Raw genomic sequence first — 24,668 nt, forward strand, 5'->3', positions numbered from 1 at the left:
CTGATGGCACCGGTCGGGAGGTAGGCGCGTCTCATGCGGTTCAGTGTCTCAGAATCCTGTTGATTCTCGCTAGACCCGTTGGCGACATTGGCAAGCGCTGACATTTGTTGACGACCGCACTTCCCCGCCCATAACGCTGAATATGCCCCGCACCGAGATGCGGGGCATATTCGATCAATGCAGCTCAGTAAACGGTTCCAGCTCGCTGAGGCTTGCGAGCGGTGCCGTTGGTCGCTTCGGCCCAGTGACTCGGTGAGTAGAACCGCTCGATGTTGTCCGAATCTGTAACTCGAAGGACTCCACTCTGCTCGAAGATCGCGGCGGTGGCGCCGGTGAAGGTGTGCTTGCTCTTGTCAGCGAAGGTGACGGCGATGTCACCCTTGAAGGTGCGGATTGCGTCGGCCATATAATCAGGCCTTTCTGTGGTCGAAGAGGTGGCTGGTCGACTGCGAGCCGATCGACCAGTTTGGTTTCGATCTGGTGATGAAATGCACTTCTGTGTCGCAAGATTGTGCAAAGGTTTGCCAAGACTGGCACTATGGAGACCCTGGAGGGGCTGGGGCAGCAACCACAAACCCCTCCAGAGTCAATTGGAGATCCGCCGCTTACGCGGTCTGACGGGTAGCCCGGAAGGGCAACCGCCATGCACACGCACCCTTCCGCCCGATACAGGGCGGGAAGGTCGCGTGAGCCTCATGGAAGGAAACGACGCCATGCTGGTCGACGTAACTTCCGGTGGACGGGACACGCTGACCGGTCTTCCACCGGCCTCCGAAACCCATGGGGCCCCGGCCTTTACGAGAAGGCACACTCATGCCTAGCTCCTCAGTTGTAGATCTGGATAGTCGCCGCAGGAATGCGCCGACCGATACCTCTGAACCGTTACGCTGCCGCGAATGCGGTGGCGAGTGGTTCCGACTGGATGGGCGGGCCGCGGGCCTGGACGGTACTGAGGGAGCGGTCACGATGGCTGGCGATGGGCGGATCACGGGCTACTGCGGCGTGCCGACATGCGTGGACTGCGGCGCGCAGACCTGAGTGCACGACCGGGATGCGCCTACCCGAGGGCGTGGGCACGGGGAATGTTCGAGATGAAGACTGGCAAAGCCGTCCCCCTTCGTAGATGCAGTTGGGATGTTTCACTGTGGTGGACAGAACACTACACCTAGTGTCTGACATTCGGAACCGACACAACACGTTGCGAATAACATTCATGAAAGTCCCAGGTCACAGGATCTACACCAGCATGAATTCCGGCGCGTCTCGGCGTTTCGGGCGTGTCGCAAATCCTGCCTTAAGTGCCGGGGCTTCCGTCATTGATCGAGGTCAGGCGCGTTGTGTCGCGCAGTGGGCCAAGACGACGCGCCGGGGTTGTTGACACCAGCGGCAGCCGAGTACAACACTGTTGTCAGTAGTTTTTGCAGTTGCTCACTGTGGTAGTTAGTACTGCACCCGAAGTCGAAGAAGGGCCGAGTCGCACAGCGTCGCGGTCCTTCTTTCGTGTCCAGGAGGCGTTGCAGTAGCTGTCACGCGATGCCCTCTCGCCCATAGTGCGGGAGGGTCTTTTTTGTTAGCGCACAACCGGTCTCGGCTGTAAGCTGACGGTTCGCGATAGCGAGCGACCCCGCACAGGTGGTGGAACACCTGCCGGGGTCTGACCCAACCAGATGACTACAACCTGGAGGGCTGATGCCTGACGCTACCCTTTTGCCGATCGTGCCGCGAGATGACCTCTGGCTGTTCTTCGAATCGTTCCTGATGCGCTGGGAGGGCTCGAACACCCAAGCCTCCTACCGCCAGGATCTGATGATCTTCACCCAGTGGTGCGAGCAGTACGGCCTGCATCCGATCGCCGACATCAAGCGCACCCACCTCGAGCTGTACATGCGGTACCTCAAAGACGACCGCAAGAACGCTCCGTCGACCATCAGCCACCGAATCGGCACCCTGTCGCAGATGTACGAGCTGGCGATCGACGACGAGCTGATCGCGAAAAACCCTGCGCGCCTGGTGCGTCGACCCAAGGCTCACGTCGACCAGGGCCGCCGCGTCGCGCTCACCCGGGAGGAAACGCAACGCCTCGTCCGGGCCGCCTACGACTCGTCACCGACCGATCACGCGCTCATCGTCCTGATGGCCTATCTCGGCCTGCGAGTCTCCGAAGCGTGCGAGCTCGACATCGCCGATTGCCTGCACGTCGCCAAAGCCCACCGGTGCCTGCGGTTCGTCGGCAAAGGCGACAAGCTCGCGCTGATCCCGCAGCCGCCGGCGGTCATGCGCGCGATCGACGCCGCGATCGCCGGACGCACCGAAGGCCCACTGCTGCTCCGCCGGGACGGCTCCCGCATGACCCGGCGGTCAGCCGACCGCGTCGTGAAGCGCTGCGCCAAAGCCGTAGGCATCACCGGCAACATCTCCCCGCACGTTCTCAGGCACGGGTTCATCGTCGGATCGATCGACGCCGGCGTCCCCATCCGGCAAGTGCAGCTCTCAGCCCGCCACTCCGACATCACCACCACAATCAAGATCTACGACCGCGGCCGAGCCAACCTCGACACCCACAGCGCGCACGCCCTGGCGGCATGGCTGGGGTCGGTCGCCTAGGCAGATAGTTCGTTCGGCGAAGCACCGACCTCGGCGATGAGCTGCGCCGCGCGTTGGTGGGAGATCCCCAGGACCCCACCAACGTCGCGGTACGTCAGGCCCTTGTCGTGAAGCAACCGCGCCGCAGCTCGCCGAGCCTCAGCCGCTTCACTGTTCGCGCGCGTGGCGTCCTGCTGACGCTCCTCCGCACGGTGCAGCTGCTCCTGCACATCATCCGGCAGCGTGAACGAGATCGACGTGACCTCAACCGATTCGGCCGGCACCTCTTCGGACACCGCGACCAAGTCGGTGACCATCGATTCGATTTCCCGGACCGTTCGCGCTTGCGTGTAGTGCCCGATCTCGGGCACGTGCACGAGCCAGAACTTTCCGTCCCGGCTCGCGACCGCTGACACCTTCACTTCCACCACCTCTTTCCGAGCTTGGGCTCGCATTCCTTGTAGATCATCTCGGCGTACCGGTTGCCGATCTCGCCTTTGTGGCGTCCGATCGGGATGGCCAGTCCGTCGAGCTGGTACACCGAATGGTTGCCGCCCTCGCGAACAAAGTCGAAGTCCAGGCCCTCGGCCTTGGCTGCTTTGGCGATCTTCTTGAGTACGTCATTCCGTGTGGTCATGAGATTAGTCTACCTTGGGGTAGACAAACAAGTCAAGACTGGGGTAGACTTAAATCATGACGAAGACAGAGAAGCTCAAGAAGATCCTCGAAACCCTCGATTGGGACCTGGACATGCAGGCACTCGCCAACGGTCCGGTCACCGCCACCACCATCGCGAACTTCATCGACCAGGAATGGGAAGGCTACGGGGACGATGTGCTCACGCACCTGACAGCCGCCGGCATCGACTTCGCCACCCTGACGCCCGCCCAGGACTGGGAACGAATCTGCAACCTAGTCGAGCAGCTGTACTGGGAGAAGGCCGCGGCCTGAAGGCCGGAACGCTCGTTGTCAGATTGCCGCCGCCCAGTTCTCCGGCAGCGTCCACTCGATACGCTGTTGGATCTGGCCCAGGTCCAGGCTGTATCCGATCGCGTCGGCCTTTGTGGGAATTGAAAGTCCCACCGATCCAGCCCGCGTGCTGTTCGGCGGGACGTCGATAAACTGCTCTGTTCCGGTGCACCCGAACGATTCATCCTCTGTCGAGAGTGTGACGTTCTGCACCGTCTCTGGCTTGCCCGACTCGCGGCCGGTCCCGACGTAGTAGAAGTCGGATTTCCACAGCCATTCAGTCATCTCGGCCGCGCCCACTTCGATGGTGGCGGCCAACTTGGCGTTAGTGATGTCGGGCGTGGCGGGTTCGTATGGTTCACAGTCGGTGGTCACAAGGCGGGTGTCGGTGATCTTGATGATGAGCTGGTCACCGTCGCGAACTTCGATCGGCTCTCCCAGGGGCGCCTCGATTGCTCCGCGTTCATTTTTCGATTGACTGGAATCGCCAGGGTCCAAATCAAGGCTTGGCGGAGTCATCGACGCTGCAGCATCAATGGCCTTTTGCTCAATATCGCTGGTGTCGTCCCCGCAGGCCGTCACGCTAAACGCCAGAAGGGTGGCCCCAACTCCGACTAGCAATCGTTTCATCATGAAGCGAAGCGTAAAGCAACAATCAGACCAACATTGTTCGTTTTCCAAACGAAATACATATCCGTAGGCCCCCTGCGCGAATCTTTGAAATTGCGGGGGGGGGGGTAATTTGCCAATCTCTTTTGTTGTCCGTCGAGATTGGCGGCGGGGTTACTGCTCGGCCCGCTGCCGTCGTTATACGTCAGGCAAAGTCGTCTGAAATGATTCTTTCGATTGCCGCGCGCTTGCGTTTGTCGGACGTTTGCACGTAGATCGCCGTCGTTTGCAACGATGCGTGCCGGAGGAGTTCTTGCGCGACTCGGAGGTCCGCGCCGCTGGCCACCAGTGCGGTTCCGAAGAAGTGGCGGAGTGCATGGGCTGTGGCGTTCACGTTCTGCTGGAGCATGTAGATCCGCAGACGCTCGGAAACAGTGCGTCCGCCAATGTGTTTGGCCCGTTGCGACGTGAACCAGTAGCCCCACTTCATCTTCTTCGCGTGTTCTACGACCAGGGGATGTGCGGGCAGCACGTAGGTTGATCCACCCTTGCCTGTGATCTCGATTGTTTGCGCTTCGATATCGATCTGGCGTGAGTGAAAGCGCGCAATCTCGTGGACCCGAAGGCCCTGTAGCCCGCCGAGCAGAACCATCGCTTTCATGTCGCCGTTCGGTGCGTTCGAGAGCAGACGCATGAACTGCTGCGGCGAGGGCGGTCGTGGATATCGCTTCGGTCGCCGAGCTGCTTTGAGACTCGCCATCGGGTTGTCTTCACGGAGCCCGACGATGGTGGCGTGCTTGTAGAACGCGTTCAGTATCGAGAAGTAGACCGACTTCGTGACGGCCGCCAACTCTGGCCGAGCCAACCATTCTGCGACGTCATCCGTGTCCGCGGCGAGAGCCGGCCGTTGGATGTCCTTTTCGAATCGATTGAGGACGGTCATCCGATCTTTGACTGTGCGGTTCGACTTTCCCTCTTGGTACATCCGAGTTGCCCAGTCCTGCAATACTTTCGATTTTATAGGTGCTTTCACGAACTTATCATTGACCACTTTTGTCACTTGCGTACCATTTCTGACCGTTACGTTCTGATGGCGTTTCTCTGACATTTCGGTCACAGGCCAGGTTTATTCCCGTATCCCAGATTCATTCGAACGGACGACACCGGCCGCGCGCGCTGGCGCTTCCACTGCGCGAGCAAGTGCCGATCAGCTGCCGCCCGCGCGCGACCTACTGGAGCCAGGGGCCAGTGCCGCCCGGCGCCGCAGGAGCAGCCCCAGCCAGAGTGGTCGAACTGGACATAGTGGTCGGGGTTGATGGGGTCGTTACCACTCATCTGCGTCCCCTACGCTGGGATCTTGTCGGGGAGTACGTACGGCTCAGGCGCCCGCTTAGTCGGCAACTGAGAAACTTGAGCCCCCTGACGGGTTCGAACCGTCGACCGCTCGCTTACAAGGCGAGTGCTCTACCACTGAGCTAAGGAGGCAACTGCGTGCGTGAGTATATCGCGAGACTTCCCCGGCTCATCGCCGGCAGTCGTCGAGCGACGATCGACACGATCGAACCGTTCGAACCGGCGGTATCGCCCAGACAGCCGATCGACCTCACCGACGATGCCGCAGTTACCGAGGTTCTCAACCTTGCGATCCAGGTAGGAGCGGTGTTGCTCGACTCGGGCACCGGCGCGATCGACACCCAGATGCAGGTCCGGTTCGTGGCGAGCATGTACGGCGTCGAGAACTGCGAAGTGGATGTGACGTACAACACCATCTGGGTGAGCGCGCGTCGTGGCACCACGATGCCGCCGGTGACCGCGATGAAGTCGGTGCACTACCGCTCGCTCGACTTCACCCGTCTGGCAGCCGTCGACCGACTGGTCCGCAAGATCCGGAACCTGGCGATCGATCCCGGTGAAGCCCACGCCGTCATCGACGCCATCATCGCCGCACCTCACCCCTACCGTCGCTGGGTCGCGACCCTTGCCTGGTCGTCGATGGCCGGTGCGTTGTCGGTGCTGCTCGGAGGTGGCTGGCTGGTTGCGGTGGTCGCGTTCCTGACCACAGCGGTGATCGACCGGACGAACCGTCTGCTCAACAAGATCGGCACCCCTTTGTTCTTCCAGCAGATGACCGGTGGCTTCATCGCGGTCATCCCGGCGGCCATCGTCTACGAGAACCGCGAGACCCTCGGCATCGACATCAAGCCTTCGCTGGTCATCGCAGCCGGCGTGGTGGTGTTGTTGTCCGGGCTCTCACTTGTCGGCTCGGTGCAGGACGCCATCACCGGAGCACCGATCACCGGCTGCGCCCGCTTCTTCGAATTGCTCATCATGACCGGCGGCATCATCAGCGGCGTCGGCATCGCCATCCGGTTGATGGAGGCCACCGGCGTCTATCTGCCGACGATCACCTCCACCACCGCGTTCGACCTCGCCAACACACCTGTCCAGGTGACGGCCGGCGGTATTGCCGCCGCCGCGTTCGCCGTCGCCAGCTACGCGGAGTTCCGGGCACTTCCGACAGCGTTCTTCGGTGGTGCCATCGGTGCGGCCATCGTCGCGACCGCCGGTCACTTCAACTTCGGGCCCGTCATCTCGGCGGGTATCGCGGCCTCGATGGTCGGACTCGTCGGTGGCCTGCTCGCCCGCCGGGCGCTGACCCCGCCACTGGTCGTCGCTGTCGCGGGGATCACTCCACTGCTGCCAGGTCTTGCGATCTATCGAGGGCTCTACGGATTGATCAGTGGGCAGACGATCGACGGACTGACCGCATTCGGGTCGGCGATCGGCGTCGGCTGCTCACTGGCCGCCGGCGTCACCCTCGGCGAGTTCGTCGCCCGTACGCTGCGCCGGCCCCGGATCCCGACCAGGCCGACCCGAGCGCTGCTGACCGCACGCTCGGCCATTCGCCCAGGTCGCATGACAGGCGAACCCGACGTCGACCCGGAGGCCGTCACCCAACCGCTGCGGAAGTCAGACCTGCGACCAGGCCTGACCGACGGACGAATATGACCAGGTAGAATATTCGCCATGCCTGCCAAGACCAGTGACAAAACAGACATCGCCGACGAAGATCTGGAACCCGTGGCCGACGAGACCGCCAACTCCGCCCGCCGGGTCGTCGCTGCGTACGCAGTCGACGCCGACGAATGCCGCATGTTGCTCGCGATGCTTGGAATTGCACCAGGCGAAGCCTGATCTGTGGGAGCAACGCGATCGAAAAAGTCCGACACCCGCGCCGACTTCGTAGTGGTCGCCAACCGGCTACCGGTTGACAAAGAAGTACTCGCAGACGGCAGCGTCCGGTGGAAGCGCAGTCCGGGCGGTCTGGTCACCGCCCTCGAACCCATCCTCCGATCGCGGACCGGAGCCTGGGTCGGCTGGTCCGGTCAGCCGGATGTCGTCGAGCATCCCGAGGTCGAAGGGCTCCAGCTCTTTTCGGTGCCGCTGTCGGCCCAGGAGATCGCCGAATACTACGAAGGCTTCTCCAACGCGACTCTCTGGCCGCTGTACCACGACGTCATCGTCAAACCCGAGTACCACCGCGATTGGTGGAATTCCTACGTCGCCATCAATCGACGGTTTGCCGAAGCCGCATCGGAAGCTGCGGCTGAGGGTGCGGTGGTCTGGATCCAGGACTACCAGCTGCAACTGGTGCCGAAGATGCTCCGGATGTTGCGTCCCGACCTGAGAATCGGTTTTTTCCTGCACATCCCGTTCCCGCCGGTCGAGCTGTTCATGCAGATGCCGTGGCGCACCGAGATCATCGAGGGATTGCTGGGTGCCGATCTGATCGGTTTCCATCTGCCCGGTGGTGCGCAGAATTTCCTCTACCTCGCCCGTCGGCTCGCCGGTCAGGCCACGTCCAAGGGGCAGGTCGGCGTCCGTTCGAAGTTCGGTGTCGTGCAGGTCGGTTTCCGCACCGTAAGGGTCGGCGCCTTTCCCATCTCGATCGACTCGGGCGAGCTCGATTCCCGCGCCAAATCCAAAGAGGTGCGCAAGCGCGCCGCCGAGATCCGCCAAGAACTCGGCAACCCGAAGAAGATTCTGCTCGGAGTCGACCGCCTCGACTACACCAAGGGCATCGACGTCCGGTTGCAGGCACTCGCCGAACTCCTCGAGGAAGGGCGGGTCAACCCCGACGACATCACGATGGTCCAGCTCGCCACACCGAGCCGGGAACGTGTCGACAGCTACATCAAGATGCGCGGTGACATCGAACAGCTCGTCGGCAACATCAACGGCAATTTCAGTCAGGTCGGACACCCGGTGGTGCAGTACCTGCATCGCCCGGTCCCCCGCGACGATCTGATCGCCTTCTTCGTGGCGGCCGACGTCATGCTCGTCACGCCGTTGCGCGACGGAATGAACCTGGTCGCCAAGGAGTACGTGGCCTGCCGAAGTGATCTCGGTGGCGCGCTGGTCCTGAGCGAATTCACCGGTGCTGCAGCCGAACTCCGACAGGCGTTCCAAGCGAATCCCTACGACACCGACGGTGTGAAGCTGGCCATCACCGATGCGCTCGAACAAGATCCCGAAGAAGGCAAACGCCGGATGCGGGCCCTTCGTCGGCAGGTCCTCACCCACGACGTGCAGCGCTGGGCGAAGAGCTTTCTCGGTGCACTCGGTGCTGACGCCGAAACCATCCCGAGCCAGAACCGCGGGCTCGATCTCGTCTGAGACACAGGCACACACTGTGACGAGCAATGCAATTACGCACAGATCGTGCAGTGGATTGGACTTCGCCGGGGTGCGCAGCCTTAGACTCTCGTGGTGAGTGCAAAAGATCTGGCTCCGGAACTACGGCGCGCCCTCAAAGCAATCGCTCGAATGCCCAGGCTGCTCGTCGCCTCGGACTACGACGGCTGCATGGCCCCCATCGTTTCCCGTCCCGAAGATGCACGACCCAACGTCGATTCGGTGCGGGCGATGCGTGCCCTCGCCGAATTGGACTCGACCACCGCAGCGGTGATCTCCGGGCGTGCGCTGCGGGATCTGGCCACGCTGTCACGTCTGCCCGCCGAGGTTCACCTCGTCGGCAGCCACGGCAGCGAGTTCGATGTGGGCTTTGTCCACGAGATCACCCCTGAAGCCACCGAACTCCTCGAGACGCTGATCGTCGAACTCCGGGCCATCGCCGCCGACTTCACCAACGTGACGGTGGAGACGAAGCCGGCCAGTACCGCACTCCACGTACGGAACGCCTCGGTCACCGACGCCGACGCCGCCCTTCACCGCGTCCGCACCGGACCGGCCACCTGGGACGGTGTGCAGGTCACCGAGGGCAAAGCCGTCATCGAGCTGGCCGTCATCAAGACCGACAAGGGCCAAGCGCTCGACATCTTGCGCCACGAGGCCGGCGCCAGCGCGGCGATTTTCTTCGGCGACGACGTCACCGACGAGAAGGCGTTCCACCGGCTCCACGGACCGGACTTCGGCGTCAAGGTCGGCGAGGGCGACACCCTGGCCACCTACCGGATCGATGACACCGAGCAGGTGGCCACGGCTTTGGCGTTCCTCGTCGAGGAACGGCGCACCTGGCTTCGCGGCGACGCCGCGGTCCCCATCGAACGGCTGACGATGCTCGCGTCGCCGCGCACCGTCGCCCTGGTCACCCCAGAAGCAAATGTCTGCTGGATGTGCCATCCCGAGCCGGATTCGGCTGCGCTGTTCGCCGGCCTGCTCGGCACAGACGAAGCCGGCGAGTTCTCGATCGTCCCGGTCGTCGAGGGTGACAAGCGTCCCCTCCCGCTGAGCCAGCGCTATGTCGACGGCACCATGACGGTCCGGACGCGTTGGGCGGGACTCGAGGTCACCGACTACCTCCCCCACGACGTCCATGTCGGACGCACCGACCTGACCCGGGTGATCCGCGGCAGCGTCAAGACCCGGATCCGGTTCTCGCCGCGTCCCGAGTTCGGTCAGGCCGCCGTTCGCATCGAAGCGTCCGACGACGGCCTACGCGTGTACGGCTCGAATGAGCCGCTGGTCCTGCGCGCCCCGGGCGTGCGCTGGGAAATCGAAACCGATCGCCAGCACCAGAGCGCCACCGCCTTCGTCCAGCTCACCGAAGAACCCCTGGTCCTCGAACTACGTTGTGGTACCGAAGACATCGACCCCTCCGAGGTTCCCGAATCCGAGCGCCGCTCCACCTCCGAGAAGTACTGGAGCGAATGGGCAGCCACCCTCGACCTCCCCGGCATCAAGCGGGACCTGATGAAGAGGTCGGCGCTGACACTGCGCGGACTGGTCCACTCCGATACCGGATCGATCATGGCCGCGGCCACCACATCGCTACCCGAGGAACTCGGCGGCGTTCGCAATTGGGATTACCGCTACTGCTGGCTGCGTGATGCGGCCCTGACCGCGTCGGCCCTGGTCTCCGTCGGCTCGTACACCGAGGCCGAGGACTACCTGGGCTGGTTGCACCGCGTCCTCGGTACCGTCACCGGCCCCGAATGGCTGCACCCGCTGTACACGCTGGCCGGCGGCGGGCTGCCGCCCGAGGCCGTCATCGATTCGCTGCCCGGTTACGCCGGTTCGCGTCCGGTCCGCGTCGGAAACGCGGCCAACCAGCAGGTCCAGCTCGACGTCTTCGGACCGATCGTCGACCTGATCTCGACACTGGCTCACGCCCGCAAGGCCGATGGTCACACCGAAGCATTGTCGGCGGCCGACTGGGATCTGGTGAAGGACATGGTCTACGCGGTGGAACGCCGCTGGACCGAGCCGGACCACGGCATCTGGGAGATCCGCGGCAATCCACGCCATCACGTCTACTCCAAGGTGATGTGCTGGTTGACCGTCGACCGTGCCCTCAAGCTCGGCGAGGAGTTCGGCCGCGAGACCGAACTGGGATGGTCCGTTCTACGCGACACCATCGCCCGCCAGGTGCTCAAGCAGGGCTGGAACGCCAAGGCGAATTCGTTCACGGCCGCCTACGACGGGGTCGATCTCGACGCGGCGACTCTGCACATCGGGTTGTCGGGATTGATCGACGCGTCCGATCCGCGGTTCACCGCCACCGTCGTCGCGACCGAGGCCGAACTCCGCAGCGGCTCAACGGTATACCGATACCACCACGACGACGGCCTGCCCGGCGACGAAGGTGGTTTCCATCTGTGTGCCGCGTGGCTCATCGAGGCGTATCTGCTCATCGATCGGCGCAACGATGCCGAAGCCCTGTTCGACCAGATGATCAAGGCGACCGGTCCGACCGGACTGATCTCGGAGGAATACGACCCCGTCGCCGAACGCGCCCTGGGCAACCACCCGCAGGCCTACAGTCACATCGGCCTGCTCCGCTGCGCACGGCTGCTGGGGGAATAGCACGGCCCAGCAGGATCCCGGGCGCGCCTGCACTGCAACACTTTTCGATCAGCAGTTCGCGCCCGGGTCCCCACGTGGGAGTTCGCCCTCCCAAGCGCGCTCCAAGTGGATACCAAGCATCACGATGCAAGGTATTCCACATGACCTACCAACCACGCCGTGCGAAGAGTTTCACCTCGTTCTGCTCGACCTGCACTCCGGCACCGCCGACCCCGATGCCGGCACCGAGGTCCGCCGCCCTGCAGCGATGTACGAGTCCCCGGCCCTGGCGTTCACCCGCCCGTCGCCACAGTCTATGAGTTCCCTACCGCAACTGAACCTGCTGCGTCGGGTCGTCGATCGGTAGATAGCCGTCCACGATTGCACTCACCTGATAGTTGCGAAGAGCGATATCGCCACCGTGGCTGTCGAGAAATGCCGTATCGGCGGCGTCCCGGCCGGAGGCGATCCGCACCAGCGATTGGCGTGGCGCGAGCCCGGTGGCATCGACAACGACCCACCGGCCGTCGATCAGCGCCTCGGCCACCGCATGGAAGTCCATCGGGTACAGCCCCGGGGCGTACACCGACACCAGGCGGGCCGGAATTCCCAACGCACGCAACAGCGCAACCACCAGGTGCGCGAAGTCCCGGCACACCCCGGCACCCGATAACAAGGTGTCGACGGCGCCGTCGATGGGGTCACTTGCCCCGAAGATGTATGCGAGCCGCTGCCGAACGAAGTCTGTGACGGCAACCAACTGTTCCGCCGGCGGCATTCCGGTGTCGAACTGGCCTGCCGCAAACCCAAAGAACTTGTCGGCCTCCGCATATCGACTCGGCCGAAGATAGAGCGAGCGATCGAAGGCGGCCACCTGCGGCGGTTCGGCCGGCGTATGGACGCTCGCCGAATACTGGATGTAGAGGTCGCCCGGTTCCGCTTGCAACCAGTGGATACGACTGCCGCTGGCCGTCACGATCTCTTCCGGAATGATCGGGGCGCCATTCAACCGAACTGACAGGGTCTCGGTCACCTGCGTCCCACCGAGCCGGGCCACGGCGATCTGCAACTCGATTTCGGCGGCCTTGTTCACCACCACATCGAGTACAGCCGAAACATCACGTTGAGCGGTTTGCCCGAGGTCACCTGACATGGATATGGACGATCCCTTCGGAGAATGGTCGGCCGAGTCAGGTACTGGAGTTCTGCAAGGCACCGATGGGGTCAGCGTAGAGTGCCCCGAGCGATACCACCACGGCTGCGCCTTCCTGGACCCGCGCACCGAACCTCGGCGGCGACAACTCGATCGGCGGAAGGCCGCTTGCCGCGTCGAACGCCGCCTGGACCGGGGCCAGTCCGTGACGGTGTTCGGCGAAGACATGTCCGGCCAGGACCACCCGGTCGGGATTGATGAGATCACGCACCAGGGCCACCATCTCGCCGAGCACTCGGGCTCGTTCATCGTGCAACTCGCCGGGATCCGCACCGGCGGCCACGGCGTCGTCGAAGATCTTGCGGCCGACAACCTCCTGCAGAGTCGATTGCGGCAGTCCCGTCAACAGCGGTGCACGCACCGGGATGTGACCGATGTTCCCGGGACGTTCCTGCACCCTGCCGTCGATGGTCGTGGCCAGGCCGACCGTCTCACGGACATAGAAGAGCAGATCGGTCCCGGTGGTGTTGTCGGCACCGGCCAGCAACAGTTCGGCCGCCGCCATCGCCTGCACGTGCGGGCTGACGGACACCGGCAGACCCAGCTCGTCCTCCAGCGCCTCACCGACCGGTGCCCGCTGCCAACCGAGTTGAGCATGGTCGACGCTGCCGTCCTGATGGACGATGCCGCCCACCGCGGCTCCCGCCCACAGCGGCACACGCTGCGTGAAGGAATCGGCGACCAACGCCGCTCGGCGTGCGATCAGCGCGAGCGCTTCCGCCGCCGAACCGCCCGGGGTCGACATCGCCACCGTCTGCAGCGGCCGGCCGCCGAGGTCGGCGACCATCAGCAGGGTCGAGAGCGCCCCGATGTGGACGGCGATCACACAGAACCGATCGCGGTCGAGGGTCAGGGGGATCTTCGGGCGTCCGATGGCGCCGGCCGCAACGAGATCAGGGCGCTCCTTGACCAATCCCAACCGGTCGAGGACCTGTAGTTGCCGATTGACCGTCGCCGGGGACAGGCCCGTTGCGGCCGGCAGCAGATCCCGCGTGACGGGGCCTTGCGTACGGACCGCCCGGAATACGACCGCGGCCGCGCCATCACCGCGTTCGAACGACACGGTCCGGGAAACACGTACTCGGCGCTCGTGCCGAGCTCCGTCTCCCACCACATCTGACCGCATGCTGAAAAAATCTACCGGTCCACCCGCACCTAGACTGCACTCCATGACAGTTGCAGCCACCACCGCGTCCAATACTGGTGATCGCAAGGTCGCCGTAGTAACCGGGGCCAGTTCGGGTATCGGCGAGGCCACCGCCAGAGTTCTTGCTGCGCAGGGCTATCACGTCGTGGTCGGCGCTCGTCGCGTCGACCGGCTCGAGAAGCTGGCGGGCGAGATCGACGGAACGGCGATCTCGCTCGATGTCACCGATGAGGAATCCGTGCGGCAGTTCTGTGACCAGATCCCTGCGGTCGACGTCCTGATCAACAACGCCGGAGGCGCAAAGGGTCTCGCCACCGTCGCAGATGCCGACCTCGACGACTGGCGCTGGATGTGGGAGACCAATGTCCTGGGCACCCTGCGGGTGACAAAGGCCCTGCTGCCGAAACTCATCGACTCCGGCGACGGACTCATCGTCACCATCAGCTCGATTGCCGCCACCGAGGCCTACGACAACGGGGCCGGCTACACCACGGCAAAGCACGCCCAGGGTGTCCTGCACCGCACGTTGCGACCCGAACTCCTCGGCAAGCCGGTTCGGCTGACCGAAATCCAGCCCGGCATGGTCGAAACCGAGTTCTCGCTCGTTCGCTTCGACGGCGACGCAGAAAAGTCCGACAAGGTCTACGAGGGCCTGACCCCACTGACCGCCGAGGACGTCGCCGAGGTGATCGGTTTTGTCGCCGACCGGCCGCCGCACGTCAACCTCGACACCATCCTGCTGATGCCCCGTGACCAGGCCTCCGCCCGCCGAAACATCAAAACCGGTTAGCCATCCTCGTACGTTCGTATGAAGATCCCGGGGTTCGGTAACAGACCGCGCCCGGCGCGCGAAACTCAGACATAACCCATGCGCGGGTAACCCGGTCCCTCACGACGACGGGCCGAGGTCCGCACCGGACCTTGGAGACGTGAGTGACCTACCCCTACGATGCTGCCCCGCCCGGACCGATTCCGTCTCCACCCAACGACCGGAAACAGATTGTCATCGTCCTTGCGATCGTCGCCGCACTGCTGCTGACCTTCCTGGGTGCCGGTGCGGCGTTCCTGCTCACGAACTCCGACAGCAAGGTCAAGGCGACCCCGGCGCCCGATCTGGTGCTGGAGGCCGCCAACAGCACCGGGACCGATCCGTTTTCCCCGTCGGTGGCGGTCAGCAACCGACCGCTGGGCGACGCGGCGAACCTCGCACCACAGGGCGCGACCACCGTCCGTGGTGTCGAGGCCATCGACGGCACCACCGGCGGACTGTACGCCGCAGACGGTGACGCGGTCTGTGACACCGCCGCACTCGCCAACTTCCTGGCCAACAATCCCGCGCAGGCCCGCGCCTGGGCGAGCGTGTTCGGGATCAGCACCGAACAGATCCCGTACTACCTCGACACCCTCACCCCGGTTGTCCTGACCCGGGACACCTGGGTGACCAACCACAGCTATTCGGACAACGGGGCGTACGCGTTCCAGTCGGTGTTCCAGGCCGGTACCGCGGTGCTGGTCGATGCCCACGGCGTCCCGCGCGTGCGCTGCGCCTGCGGCAATCCTCTTGCGCCACCGGCTGGTACACCGATTGCCGGGTACCATCCCGTCGGCCATCCGTGGGATCACTATGGCCCACACCAGGTTGTCTACGTGACCTACCACAACGAGCACACGACGATCGTCAACAACACCACAACCGTTGTGGCAGCACCCAATCCAGCACCTGCTCCGGCAGCGCTGACGCTCATCGATCTCAACACACTGCAGCCCCTGCTCCGCACGGTCGGCGGGATTCTCAACCTCGACGGCCTTCCGCCACTTACGGATCCACTGCCCACACCGGCAGCCCTGAACCAGCCCTTCACAACGGACGACCCCGTGCAGCAGGAAGCCAACGGGATCCAGGCGGACGGAGCACCGGCTTCGGAAGTCCAGCGTCGGGCGGCAGAGGTATCCGAGTCATCCGAAACCGCCGTGGCAGCACCGCAATCCGAGGCACCAGGCCAGTCGAGTGGCCCCGCAGCTCCGGTGTCGTCGGATCCGGCCGCACCCGCCGTGTCCGAAACGTCTGCGGCCCCGTCGTCCAGCCCAGCCCAGGTTGCCCCGGCAGCGCCCTCGACCAGCAGTAGTGCCGCACCGACACCGACCGTGTTCACCGGTAGCGGTGACATCGTCTCGAGCTTCACCTTCACCGACGACAACACAGCGGTGACCTGCACGGTCCCGGATCCGACGCAGTCCACCGCCGAACTCAGTTGCACCGACGGTGTGGCACGCGCGGTCCCGACGAGCTCGCTCGGCCAGACCGCGATCACCACGGGTACCGACACACTCGGGGTGTGGACAGTCCAGCTCATCGATGTCACCGATCCATCGCTCCCCACATCGGAGACGGCAACGGTCACATCGGCGGTCTGGACACTCATTCCGACTGCCACCGTGGCACCACCGGAACCTGCAGCGACGTCAACCGAGACAGTCGCGCCGACCAGCGAACCGACCACGGTCACAAGCGAACCCGCCGCCGAGTCATTCGCACCTGCGGCCGGCTGACGACACTCTCACCACACTGACAGTGCCCCGGAGCTCAATGGCTCCGGGGCACTGTCATGTGCCTTGCTGCGCCGACTCAGCCCACCGGTGCTTGTGGTGCTCCCGAGTTGGCCGGCGTGCTCGGGATGCCCGAGACGTCCGGGGCGCTCTCCGGAGTTGCCGGTGCCGACTTCACATCCGGGTCCCCGGCGATCGCCGACATCGACTTCCAGGTTTCCCAGTCGTAGATCCAGTCGTAGATGTCGCCGTCGGCCTCGGAAAGCGGTATCCGCGTGTTGATGACCTCCACCGGGTCGCCGTACATCGCGGTGTTGAAGTACTGCTCGGCGTCACTGAGCGAGAGGTTGATGCAGCCGTTGGTGACGTTCGAAGAGCCTTGCACGCCAATGGTGTCGGGGTTGGCGTGGATGAACTCGCCGTTGTTGGAGATCCGGACCGCAAAGCGTTCGAGCACGTTGAAGTAGCCGGCGGCCGGGTTGCTCATGTAGAACTGCTCATGTTTTTCGCTGACGACGTGGATACCGGAGCGCGTGACGTTACGGTCGAGGTCGCCTTCGCCGTAGCTGCACGGCAGCGTCATGAGCGTGTTGCCGTCGTTCTGCACAACGATCTGGTGTGAGTCCGCGTCGGCTTTGACGATCTGGTTGCGACCGATCACGAAATCGCTTGTGACGTCGGCCTCGCCGTAGCTGCCGTCGCCGTAGTTCACGCCGTAGAGCTTGCCGACCATCGACACCTTGGTGCCCGGTTGGTAGTAATCCTTGGTGCGCCAGTGCACTCGGGAGCCGCCGTCTTCGCCCAGCCAACCCCAGCTGCCTTCGGTTTCCGGTGTGGTGGTGACCTTCAGCGCCTCTTCGACGGCCTTCTTGTCGGTCACGACGCCGTCGAACTTGAGGATCAGCGGCGCAGCGATACCGACTTCCTGACCGTCGGCGATGTTGATCACCAAACTGATCTGGTTGTCCGGGGTGAGGGTGGCGAATGTGCCGGCGATCACAACGGTCTGGCGGTCTTCGCCCAATGCCGAACCCGCCCAGGTGTACTGACCGCCGTAGCCGAGGGGCTCGGTGATCTTGAACGTGGTGCGGTCGGGGGACAACTCGCCGGACACCACGCGTCCGTTCGCATTGGTCAGTTGCACATCGGGATTGAGAACACCGCCGGTGACCTTGACGGACACCTCGTCGATCGGTGAGGCATCGTCGGAGTCGAGGGCCGGGCTGTAGGCGATGTCGGCCTTCGGCTCTTCGGGCGCTTTGCTCTCCTGGGCACCGCCGGGGGAATCGCTGTCGGAACTGCAGGCTGCTGCGGTCACCCCAGCCGCGCCGACGGCAATCGCCGTGAGGGCCGCGCGCCTGGACAGCAGCAAACGGTCACGGTAGTCATTCATGCGTCAAAGACTACCTGTGGTGTCGGCCTCGACCGGCCTCCGCACCTGTGACCTGGAACAACAACGTCCTCGCGGCGACCTACAGGGAGCAGCCGACCAATACCGGTTCCGGTTCGAGCCACAGCCCGAATTTGTGATGCACGCCATCACGAACCTGCCGGGCCAGCTCGATGACATCGGCACAGGTGGCTTGCCCCCGATTGGTCAGCGCCAACGTGTGTTTGGTGGACAGCCGTGCGGGGGCCGACGCATCGGGGTAGCCCTTCGCGAAACCCGCCCGCTCGATCAGCCAGCCGGCCGAGAGCTTCACACCGAAGTCCGCGGGGAACTGCGGGACGGTTGCCTCCGCGCCCAGTTCCTGGACGATCTGCGTCAGGACCTTCGGCAGATAGTCATGCGGGACAACCGGATTGGTGAAGAACGAGCCGACACTCCACGTGTCGTGGTCGTCGGGATCGAGCACCATTCCCTTGCTCGCCCGCAGCGCCAGCACGGCCTCACGTACCTGCGCCACCGGTGCTCGCTCCCCGCTCTCGACGCCAAGGGCCCGTGCCAGTTCGCCGTAGCGGATCGGCTCGCTCAGACCGTCGTCGCGAAGCCTGATCGACACCCGGACGACCAACTCGTCGCTGTGGTGCTTGAGCCGGCTGGTGCGGTATCCCAGACCCAGATCCCCCGGATCGACCCAGTTGAGTGCACCGCTTCGGCGGTCCAGCACCTGCACCGCGCGCAGCAGGGAACCCACCTCGACTCCGTAGGCCCCGACGTTCTGGACCGGTGTGGCACCGGCCGCGCCGGGGATGCCGGACAGGCACTCGAGCCCGCCGAATCCACGCTCGACGCTTTCGGCCACCAGCGCGTCCCAGTTCACACCGGCACCGGCGACCACGTGATCGGATCTCCAGTCGAGGTCGGTGTTGTTGATCCTGACCACCGTGCCGTCGAATCCGTCGTCACCGATCACCAGATTCGATCCCCCACCCACCAGCAACACCGCCGTGCCCGCGGCATCGAGACGTCCGACGGCCGCGATCAACGACTCGGAGTCGTCGCAGCTCACGATGTCGAGGGCGGGACCGCCGACGCGCAACGTGGTGATCTCGGACAGCTGGAGGCGGTCATGTGTTTGTGCGGCCACCCCGCAACGGTAGCCTGCACTCATGGCGACCAAGCTGCGGCATTCGATCGACTTTCCGTGTCCCCCGGCCGACTTCGCTGCGGCGGTCACCTCCGAGCAATATTGGAAAGATCTGGTCGCGAATGTCGCCGCCGACGTCTCCGAGCTCGAATCCTTCACGGCCACCGACGACAAGGTCACCGTTGTCCTGCAACAACGGGTTCCCGAGGACAAGTTGCCTTCGATCGTGACCAAGGTCCGGCCCGGCGATCTGCGTATCGCGCGGACGGTGATCTGGTCGACCGCCGGTGGCACCGTGTCGACCGGTGAGTTCGCCGCCGAGGTCGAGGGCGCGCCTGCGAAGGTGCACGGCACGCAGACCCTCGCCGCGACCGCATCCGGCAGCACCGTGACATTCGAGGGCACCGCCGAGGTGGCGATCCCCTTCGTCGGCGGCAAGGTCGAGAAGGCAATCGTCGAGAACATCATCGAACTGATGTCCGCCGAGCGCGACTACACCGTCGAGTGGATCAACGCGCGTTGATCGACCCCCGGTCACCGCGATCGATGGGCGGATCTGGGACCTGATGGCCCCACGGGTTACCCTTTTGCCCATGGCACGACGTCTGTCCTACTCCGCCCGGTACCACCACGCCCCGAAGAAGGTGTACGAGGCACTGAGCCTCCGGGCGTTCTGGGATGCGCAGATGGAGGAGTTCCGCAAGCTCACCCCGCAGTCGGAGATCGATTCGTACACCGTCGGCGACAACGGCGTCGATGTTGTCCTCAAGCAGGTCCTTCCGCGCACCGAGTTGCCGCCCATCGCCCAGACGGTGATGACCAAAGACATGATCATCACCCGTACCGAGTCGCTGGGGCCTTTCGACCCGGACAGCACCAAGGGCACTTACGCGGCATCGATCCCCGCCGGCCCCGGCAGCCTGACCGGCGTACAGGACTTGTTCCCCACCGAGACCGGCTGCACCATCCGCCGCACCACCGAGGTCAAGGTCTACATCCCGTTCATCAACGGCAAACTCGAGCAGTTGATGCTGGTCAACCTCGTTGACCTGTTCCGCGGTGAGGCGGAATTCACGTCGGGATGGATCGACGCCAACCTCTGACCGCCGGCCCGACGGGACGATCACCCGGGGCACGACCGGGATCAACCGGCTCCGACGAATCGACCGCTGGATCGTCAATCATTCTCTGATCGTCGCCGCGCTGGAATCGGCGCAACGACCACTCGCCGTCGATCTCGGCTACGGTGCCCGCCCGGACACCGCACTGGAACTGGCATCGCGGCTCCGCGCCGTGGTTCCCGACGTCCAGCTCGTCGGACTCGAAATCGATCCGGCGCGGGTGGTGCCGCCGCGGGACGGGGTTCGGTTTGCCGTCGGTGGTTTTGAATTGGCCGGTCTACGACCACATCTGGTGCGGGCTTTCAACGTGCTCCGCCAATACGACGAGTCCCAGGTCGGGGCGGCCTGGTCGCGGATGCAGCGGCAACTCGCATCGGGCGGTTTCATCGTCGAAGGCACGTGCGACGAACTTGGCCGACGATGCTGCTGGGTCCTGCTCGACGACCACCGCCCGCTGACCTTCACGCTGGCGTGGGATCCCGTGCACAGCGCACGTCCTTCCGACCTGGCCGAACGCCTGCCGAAGGCGCTGATCCACCGCAATGTGCCCGGTGAACGCGTCCACGATCTCCTGGGAAGCCTGGATCGTTGCTGGGACATCGCGGCACCGTTCGCGCCCTTCGGACCCCGCCAGCGGTGGCAGCGAACGCTGGAGTTGTTGTCCGACTTCGGTTTTGCACCGACCCCCGATCGCAGGCGTCAACGCGACAACATCGTCACCATCCCGTGGGAACAAGTCGCCCCGGCCACCTGACCCTGAAATCCGCCCCCTGACCCGACCACCCTCCGTCGAGCGTGCCCTTATCCCCGTCGACCGTGCCCTTGTCCCCGGCGACCGTGCCCTTGTTCTGATCGAGTGGGCCGTTACGTCCGTCGACATTCCACACGACTGAGGTTTCGCGCAATCGCACGCCCTGGAACGGCCCGCCCGATAGAGATAGCGGCACGGTCGACGGCGGGATAGGCACGGTCGACGGCGGGAAGGGCGCCACCAACGGTCGTAGGGTGGACAGCATGCGAATCGCCATGGCCCAGATCAGCAGTGGTTCCGACCCGGAGAAGAATCTGGTGACGGTGTCGGAGCAGACAGCCGCCGCGGCAGCGCGGGGCGCTGAACTGGTCATCTTCCCGGAGGCCACGATGTGCCGTTTCGGTGTTCCACTCGGCCCGGTCGCGCAACCACTCGACGGTCCCTGGGCCACTGCCGTCGGAGAGATCGCCGCCGAACACCGGGTCACCGTGGTCGCGGGCATGTTCACACCCGGAGATGGCGATCGAGTCCGCAACACCCTGGTGATCGCAGGCCGGGATGGTCAGATCCAGGGGTACAACAAGATCCATCTGTACGACGCCTTCGGATTCGCCGAATCACGCACGGTGGAACCCGGAGACCGGACGGTCACCTTCGATACCGGCAGCGTCACCGTCGGCACCGCAACCTGTTACGACATCCGGTTCCCGCAGTTGTTCACCACGCTCGCCGACCGCGGGGCGACGCTGATCGTCGTCCCGACGTCCTGGGGCGCCGGTCCGGGAAAGCTCACCCAGTGGCAGACGCTTGCCGCGGCACGGGCTCTCGACAGCGGCTGCTTCATCGCCGCAGTCGGCCAAGCGGTGCCCTCCGATCCCGCCATCGCCGAATCCAGCGCACCGACCGGCATCGGGCACTCGATCCTCGCCGGACCTTTCGGAATGGTCCATACCGAACTCGGCGACGCAGCCGAACTCGCGGTCCTGGACCTCGACTTCGACGAAGTCGAGCGGGCGCGTCGTTCAATCGCGGTATCGGCCAACCGCCGCGATGTCAATTCACTGGCCTCCACCAGCATCGATACCGATACTTAGAAAACTCTTATCCACCTACCCGTACCGACCGTGCATCATCGACGGTGATGAACAACCGCGACGACGCCGAGCCCACCCCGGACCACGAGCCTCGGACCCAACCCTCTGCCGAGGGTGCAGAGACGCCCGCTGTGTCTGACAATGCAGCCGGTGATGAGCTCAACTCAGACACAGATCAGTTCCCGCCGGTTGCACCCGGCCGTTCCACCGAGGCGTACTCCAGTGGCCGCCACGACACCGCGCAGCTCGAAGTGCCGCCGGACGGCTTCGAGCCGTACGCCGCTGCCCCGGTCAACGCCGGTCCCCCGCCTGATCCCGCTACCGGTCCGATTGCGCCCCAACGGCCCAAACGGCGGACCGGCATGATCGCCGGCATCGTCGCCTTGAGCCTGGTGCTGGTCCTGGTGATCGCTGGTCTCGGCAGCGAACTGTACATCCGCAACAAGGCCCAGGACTGCCTCGAGCAGTCGTTCGGCGACCTCACCGGCGCCTCGACGTCGGTCACGCTGAGCAAGAAGCCGATGCTGCTGCAATGGGCTTCCGGAACGGTCCCCTACGTTCAGGTCGACACGAGCAACGAGGGCGAGTCAGCGATGCGCCTGCACGCTCGCGGCGATGACATCAAGAGCGGCGACAACGAGACCACCATCGGAGAACTCCAGGGCTCCGGCTATGTGCCCTTCGCGCGCATCATGGAACTCAGCCAGACACCCCAGGGTGAGCAGACAGATCCCTCCGACCCGGGCAGCGGCGGCGGTCTGAGCAGTCTGCTCGGCGCCATGGGTGGCGGGATGACCGTGGAAAGTGTCACGGGCAACGCCGCCGACGGCACGGTCACCGTCAATGGCAACTTCCAGTTGCTCATGCTGCCCATCCCGGCCGAAGCCGTGCTCAAGCCCGTCACCCAGAACGGCAAACTCACGTTCGAGGTCGTTCAGGCAAGCGCGGCAACACTGGGAATCCCCAACTCCTGGGCGCAGGCATTGGTCGATCAGATCAGCGCCGGACTGTTCCCCCCGCTGTTCGACGACCTGACTTTCGAACAGCTGACGGTCTCCGACAAGGGTGTGGAGTTCGCGGTTTCGGGCAACGACCTCGCACTGAACGACCAGACCGTCGGCAGCACCCAGTCGGGCAGCCAGGAAACCTGCTCCGTCATCTGACCCCGAGGGCCGAGAGTCACAGCGTCAGCTGAAGACCACCGTCTTGCGGCCGTGCACGAGGATGCGGTCCTCGAGGTGCCACCGGAGTCCTCGCGCGAGGACCAGCTTCTCGATGTCACGACCCTGGCGCACCATGTCGGCGACCGAGTCGGAGTGATCGATGCGGATCACGTCCTGTTCGATGATCGGCCCGGCATCGAGTTCACCGGTGACGTAGTGGCAGGTGGCGCCGATGAGCTTGACGCCCCGTGTGAAGGCCTGATGGTAGGGCTTGGCGCCGACAAACGACGGCAGGAAGCTGTGGTGGATGTTGATGGCCTTTCCCGCCCAGTGTTCACACAGCTTTTCGGGCAGGATCTGCATGAACCGCGCCAGCACGACGGCGTCCGGATCGTGTGAGTCGACCAGGGTCCGGAGTTCTTCGAATGCGGCGGCCTTGTCCTTGTCGAACGGGATGTGATGGAACGGCACACCCATCCGGGTACTGAAGTCTTCGAGGTCGCGATGATTGCCGACCACGGCGTTGATCTCCGCGGGCAGCTCTCCCCGATACGAGCGGCCCAGCAGGTCGCCGAGGCAGTGACCTTCCCTGCTCACCAGCAGGACGGTCTTCTTGGGCACGGCCGAGTCACTGACACGCCACTCGGTTTCCGGGCCGAGCTGCGCGACCACTTCGGCTTCGAAACGGGCGCGCAGCTCGTCGAAGTCCATTGCCACCGAATCGGCGCGGACGGCCTGGCGGGTGAAGAACCAGCCCGTATCGGGATCGGAGTGGTACGCGGCCTCGACTATCCAGGCGCCTATCTCGGCCAGAAAACCTGAGATGCGCGAGACGATTCCGGTGGTGTCGGGGCATCCGAGCGTCAGCACGTACCGATGGCCGTCCGGATTTGGCGGCGAGAATGTGGTCACAACTGTCCAGTGTGCCAAGCTCGATCCATGCCCGACACCCCGACCGGTACACAACTGACCCGATCAGCAGTCGCCACAATGGTCGACCACACGCTCCTGGCGCCTGAGGCGACCCGCGCCGACGCCGAGGCCACCATCGCCGAGGCCACCGAACTCGGTGTGCTCGCCGTGTGCCTCTCACCATCGATGCTCCCCATCGATACCAGGGACGCGCTCACCTGTGTGGTTGTCGGGTTCCCTTCGGGTAAGCACCACTCCCTGATCAAGGCCACGGAGGCCAAGCTTGCCGTTGACTCCGGCGCGCAGGAGATCGACATGGTCATCGACGTCGGCGCCGCGGTCGGCGGCAAGTTCGACGAGGTGTTCACCGACATCTTGACGGTGCGTGAAGGGATCGGCCCCGACGTCACCCTGAAGGTGATCATCGAATCCGCTGCGCTCCTCGCGCTCGCCGGGCCGGAGACCGTGACGTCGGTCTGCAAGGTGGCGGTCAAAGCCGGGGCGACGATGGTGAAGACCTCGACGGGTTTCCATCCGGCCGGTGGTGCGAGCGTCGAAGCCGTGCAACTGATGTCGGCGGCAGTACCCGCCTCGGTCGGGGTCAAGGCCAGCGGCGGCATCCGAACGGCGGAGTTCGCGGCCGAACTCATCGCGGCCGGAGCCACCCGGCTCGGCTTGTCCAAGTCTCGTGCCGTCCTGGAGGGTTTCCCGGAAGCCTGAGAT

24 protein-coding genes and 1 tRNA gene are annotated in these 24,668 nt (G+C 64.4%); 14 read left to right on the plus strand and 11 right to left on the minus strand.

All coding sequences use genetic code 11. The features are described from left to right. Positions 1-184: 184 nt before the first annotated feature. The gene (locus tag VIQ49_RS11930; protein ID WP_331884757.1) at positions 185-406 is read right to left on the minus strand and encodes a hypothetical protein; all 222 of its coding nucleotides are present in this window, start codon (positions 404-406) and stop codon (positions 185-187) included. 1,283 nt (positions 407-1,689) lie between these two features. On the opposite strand from VIQ49_RS11930, the gene VIQ49_RS11935 reads away from it, so the two are divergent. Further along, positions 1,690-2,604 (plus strand): tyrosine-type recombinase/integrase, encoded by a 915-nt coding sequence (locus VIQ49_RS11935; RefSeq protein ID WP_331884759.1) that lies wholly within the window; start codon positions 1,690-1,692, stop codon positions 2,602-2,604. Here VIQ49_RS11935 and VIQ49_RS11940 read toward each other — a convergent pair. Together VIQ49_RS11940 and VIQ49_RS11945 are read right to left on the minus strand one after the other, a co-directional pair. Further along, entirely contained in the window at positions 2,601-3,005 is a 405-nt protein-coding gene (locus VIQ49_RS11940; RefSeq protein WP_331884761.1) for a hypothetical protein, read from the minus strand. The two genes, VIQ49_RS11935 and VIQ49_RS11940, sit on opposite strands and share 4 nt — an antisense overlap. Continuing rightward, positions 3,002-3,220, minus strand: coding sequence for a hypothetical protein (locus tag VIQ49_RS11945; RefSeq protein ID WP_331884763.1), 219 nt, complete (start codon positions 3,218-3,220; stop codon positions 3,002-3,004). The genes VIQ49_RS11940 and VIQ49_RS11945 overlap by 4 nt, the downstream gene beginning before the upstream one ends. Positions 3,221-3,276: 56 nt before the next feature. Here VIQ49_RS11945 and VIQ49_RS11950 point away from each other — a divergent pair, with 56 nt between their 5' ends. Beyond that, the gene (locus VIQ49_RS11950; RefSeq protein ID WP_331884765.1) at positions 3,277-3,534 is read left to right on the plus strand and encodes a hypothetical protein; all 258 of its coding nucleotides are present in this window, start codon (positions 3,277-3,279) and stop codon (positions 3,532-3,534) included. An 18-nt stretch (positions 3,535-3,552) separates the two neighbouring features. On the opposite strand, the gene VIQ49_RS11955 is transcribed toward VIQ49_RS11950, so the two are convergent. The 3 genes from VIQ49_RS11955 to VIQ49_RS11965 form a co-directional block, all read right to left on the minus strand. Further along, entirely contained in the window at positions 3,553-4,185 is a 633-nt protein-coding gene (locus VIQ49_RS11955; protein ID WP_331884767.1) for a hypothetical protein, read from the minus strand. 181 nt (positions 4,186-4,366) lie between these two features. Then, entirely contained in the window at positions 4,367-5,269 is a 903-nt protein-coding gene (locus tag VIQ49_RS11960) for a tyrosine-type recombinase/integrase (RefSeq protein WP_331884842.1), read from the minus strand. Between the two features lie 305 nt (positions 5,270-5,574). Further along, positions 5,575-5,646 (minus strand) — tRNA-Thr (locus tag VIQ49_RS11965). Positions 5,647-5,652: 6 nt separating this feature from the next. Here VIQ49_RS11965 and VIQ49_RS11970 point away from each other — a divergent pair. The 4 genes from VIQ49_RS11970 to otsB all read left to right on the plus strand — a co-directional run bounded on the left by VIQ49_RS11970 (position 5,653) and on the right by otsB (position 11,487). Further along, positions 5,653-7,170 (plus strand): threonine/serine exporter family protein, encoded by a 1,518-nt coding sequence (locus VIQ49_RS11970; protein ID WP_331884769.1) that lies wholly within the window; start codon positions 5,653-5,655, stop codon positions 7,168-7,170. Between the two features lie 18 nt (positions 7,171-7,188). Beyond that, complete coding sequence (locus VIQ49_RS11975) at positions 7,189-7,356, plus strand: hypothetical protein (RefSeq protein WP_331884771.1); 168 nt, start codon at positions 7,189-7,191, stop codon at positions 7,354-7,356. 3 nt (positions 7,357-7,359) lie between these two features. Beyond that, the gene (locus VIQ49_RS11980; RefSeq protein ID WP_331884773.1) at positions 7,360-8,838 is read left to right on the plus strand and encodes a trehalose-6-phosphate synthase; all 1,479 of its coding nucleotides are present in this window, start codon (positions 7,360-7,362) and stop codon (positions 8,836-8,838) included. Positions 8,839-8,931: 93 nt separating this feature from the next. Then, positions 8,932-11,487 (plus strand): trehalose-phosphatase, encoded by a 2,556-nt coding sequence (gene otsB, locus VIQ49_RS11985; RefSeq protein WP_331884775.1) that lies wholly within the window; start codon positions 8,932-8,934, stop codon positions 11,485-11,487. 304 nt (positions 11,488-11,791) lie between these two features. On the opposite strand, the gene VIQ49_RS11990 is transcribed toward otsB, so the two are convergent. Beyond that, positions 11,792-12,619 (minus strand): transglutaminase family protein, encoded by an 828-nt coding sequence (locus tag VIQ49_RS11990; protein WP_331884777.1) that lies wholly within the window; start codon positions 12,617-12,619, stop codon positions 11,792-11,794. 37 nt (positions 12,620-12,656) lie between these two features. Next, the gene (locus VIQ49_RS11995) at positions 12,657-13,805 is read right to left on the minus strand and encodes an ROK family protein (RefSeq protein ID WP_331884779.1); all 1,149 of its coding nucleotides are present in this window, start codon (positions 13,803-13,805) and stop codon (positions 12,657-12,659) included. Positions 13,806-13,848: 43 nt separating this feature from the next. On the opposite strand from VIQ49_RS11995, the gene VIQ49_RS12000 reads away from it, so the two are divergent. Continuing rightward, positions 13,849-14,616, plus strand: coding sequence for an SDR family NAD(P)-dependent oxidoreductase (locus VIQ49_RS12000; RefSeq protein WP_331884781.1), 768 nt, complete (start codon positions 13,849-13,851; stop codon positions 14,614-14,616). A gap of 143 nt (positions 14,617-14,759) precedes the next feature. Continuing rightward, complete coding sequence (locus VIQ49_RS12005; protein ID WP_331884783.1) at positions 14,760-16,376, plus strand: DUF6777 domain-containing protein; 1,617 nt, start codon at positions 14,760-14,762, stop codon at positions 16,374-16,376. 76 nt (positions 16,377-16,452) lie between these two features. Here VIQ49_RS12005 and VIQ49_RS12010 read toward each other — a convergent pair whose 3' ends face one another. Both VIQ49_RS12010 and VIQ49_RS12015 read right to left on the minus strand, forming a co-directional pair. Continuing rightward, positions 16,453-17,766, minus strand: a complete 1,314-nt coding sequence (locus tag VIQ49_RS12010; RefSeq protein ID WP_331884785.1) for a L,D-transpeptidase — start codon at positions 17,764-17,766, stop codon at positions 16,453-16,455. A gap of 79 nt (positions 17,767-17,845) precedes the next feature. After that, on the minus strand, positions 17,846-18,928 hold the full coding sequence (locus VIQ49_RS12015; RefSeq protein WP_331884787.1) for a UDP-N-acetylmuramate dehydrogenase: 1,083 nt from the start codon (positions 18,926-18,928) through the stop codon (positions 17,846-17,848). On the opposite strand from VIQ49_RS12015, the gene VIQ49_RS12020 reads away from it, so the two are divergent. From VIQ49_RS12020 to VIQ49_RS12040, 5 genes are all read left to right on the plus strand, one after another. Continuing rightward, positions 18,927-19,427: a DUF2505 domain-containing protein gene (locus tag VIQ49_RS12020; protein ID WP_331884789.1), complete on the plus strand. Its 501-nt coding sequence runs from the start codon at positions 18,927-18,929 to the stop codon at positions 19,425-19,427. The two genes, VIQ49_RS12015 and VIQ49_RS12020, sit on opposite strands and share 2 nt — an antisense overlap. A gap of 70 nt (positions 19,428-19,497) precedes the next feature. Further along, positions 19,498-20,007 carry a DUF2505 domain-containing protein gene (locus VIQ49_RS12025; protein WP_331884791.1) on the plus strand — a complete coding sequence of 170 codons (510 nt, stop codon included), beginning with the start codon at positions 19,498-19,500 and terminating at the stop codon, positions 20,005-20,007. A 19-nt stretch (positions 20,008-20,026) separates the two neighbouring features. After that, entirely contained in the window at positions 20,027-20,779 is a 753-nt protein-coding gene (locus tag VIQ49_RS12030) for a class I SAM-dependent methyltransferase (protein ID WP_331884844.1), read from the plus strand. Between the two features lie 260 nt (positions 20,780-21,039). Further along, entirely contained in the window at positions 21,040-21,870 is an 831-nt protein-coding gene (locus tag VIQ49_RS12035) for a carbon-nitrogen hydrolase family protein (protein ID WP_331884793.1), read from the plus strand. Between the two features lie 47 nt (positions 21,871-21,917). Beyond that, positions 21,918-23,033, plus strand: coding sequence for an LmeA family phospholipid-binding protein (locus VIQ49_RS12040; protein WP_331884795.1), 1,116 nt, complete (start codon positions 21,918-21,920; stop codon positions 23,031-23,033). A 24-nt stretch (positions 23,034-23,057) separates the two neighbouring features. Here the strand turns inward: VIQ49_RS12040 and purU are convergent, their stop codons facing one another. After that, positions 23,058-23,945 carry a formyltetrahydrofolate deformylase gene (purU, locus tag VIQ49_RS12045; protein WP_331884797.1) on the minus strand — a complete coding sequence of 296 codons (888 nt, stop codon included), beginning with the start codon at positions 23,943-23,945 and terminating at the stop codon, positions 23,058-23,060. Positions 23,946-23,972: 27 nt separating this feature from the next. Here purU and deoC point away from each other — a divergent pair, with 27 nt between their 5' ends. Further along, the gene (deoC, locus tag VIQ49_RS12050; RefSeq protein ID WP_331884799.1) at positions 23,973-24,665 is read left to right on the plus strand and encodes a deoxyribose-phosphate aldolase; all 693 of its coding nucleotides are present in this window, start codon (positions 23,973-23,975) and stop codon (positions 24,663-24,665) included. Positions 24,666-24,668 lie beyond the last annotated feature (3 nt).

It is taken from the genome of Williamsia sp. (genome assembly GCF_036566845.1).
GTDB lineage: Bacteria > Actinomycetota > Actinomycetes > Mycobacteriales > Mycobacteriaceae > Williamsia.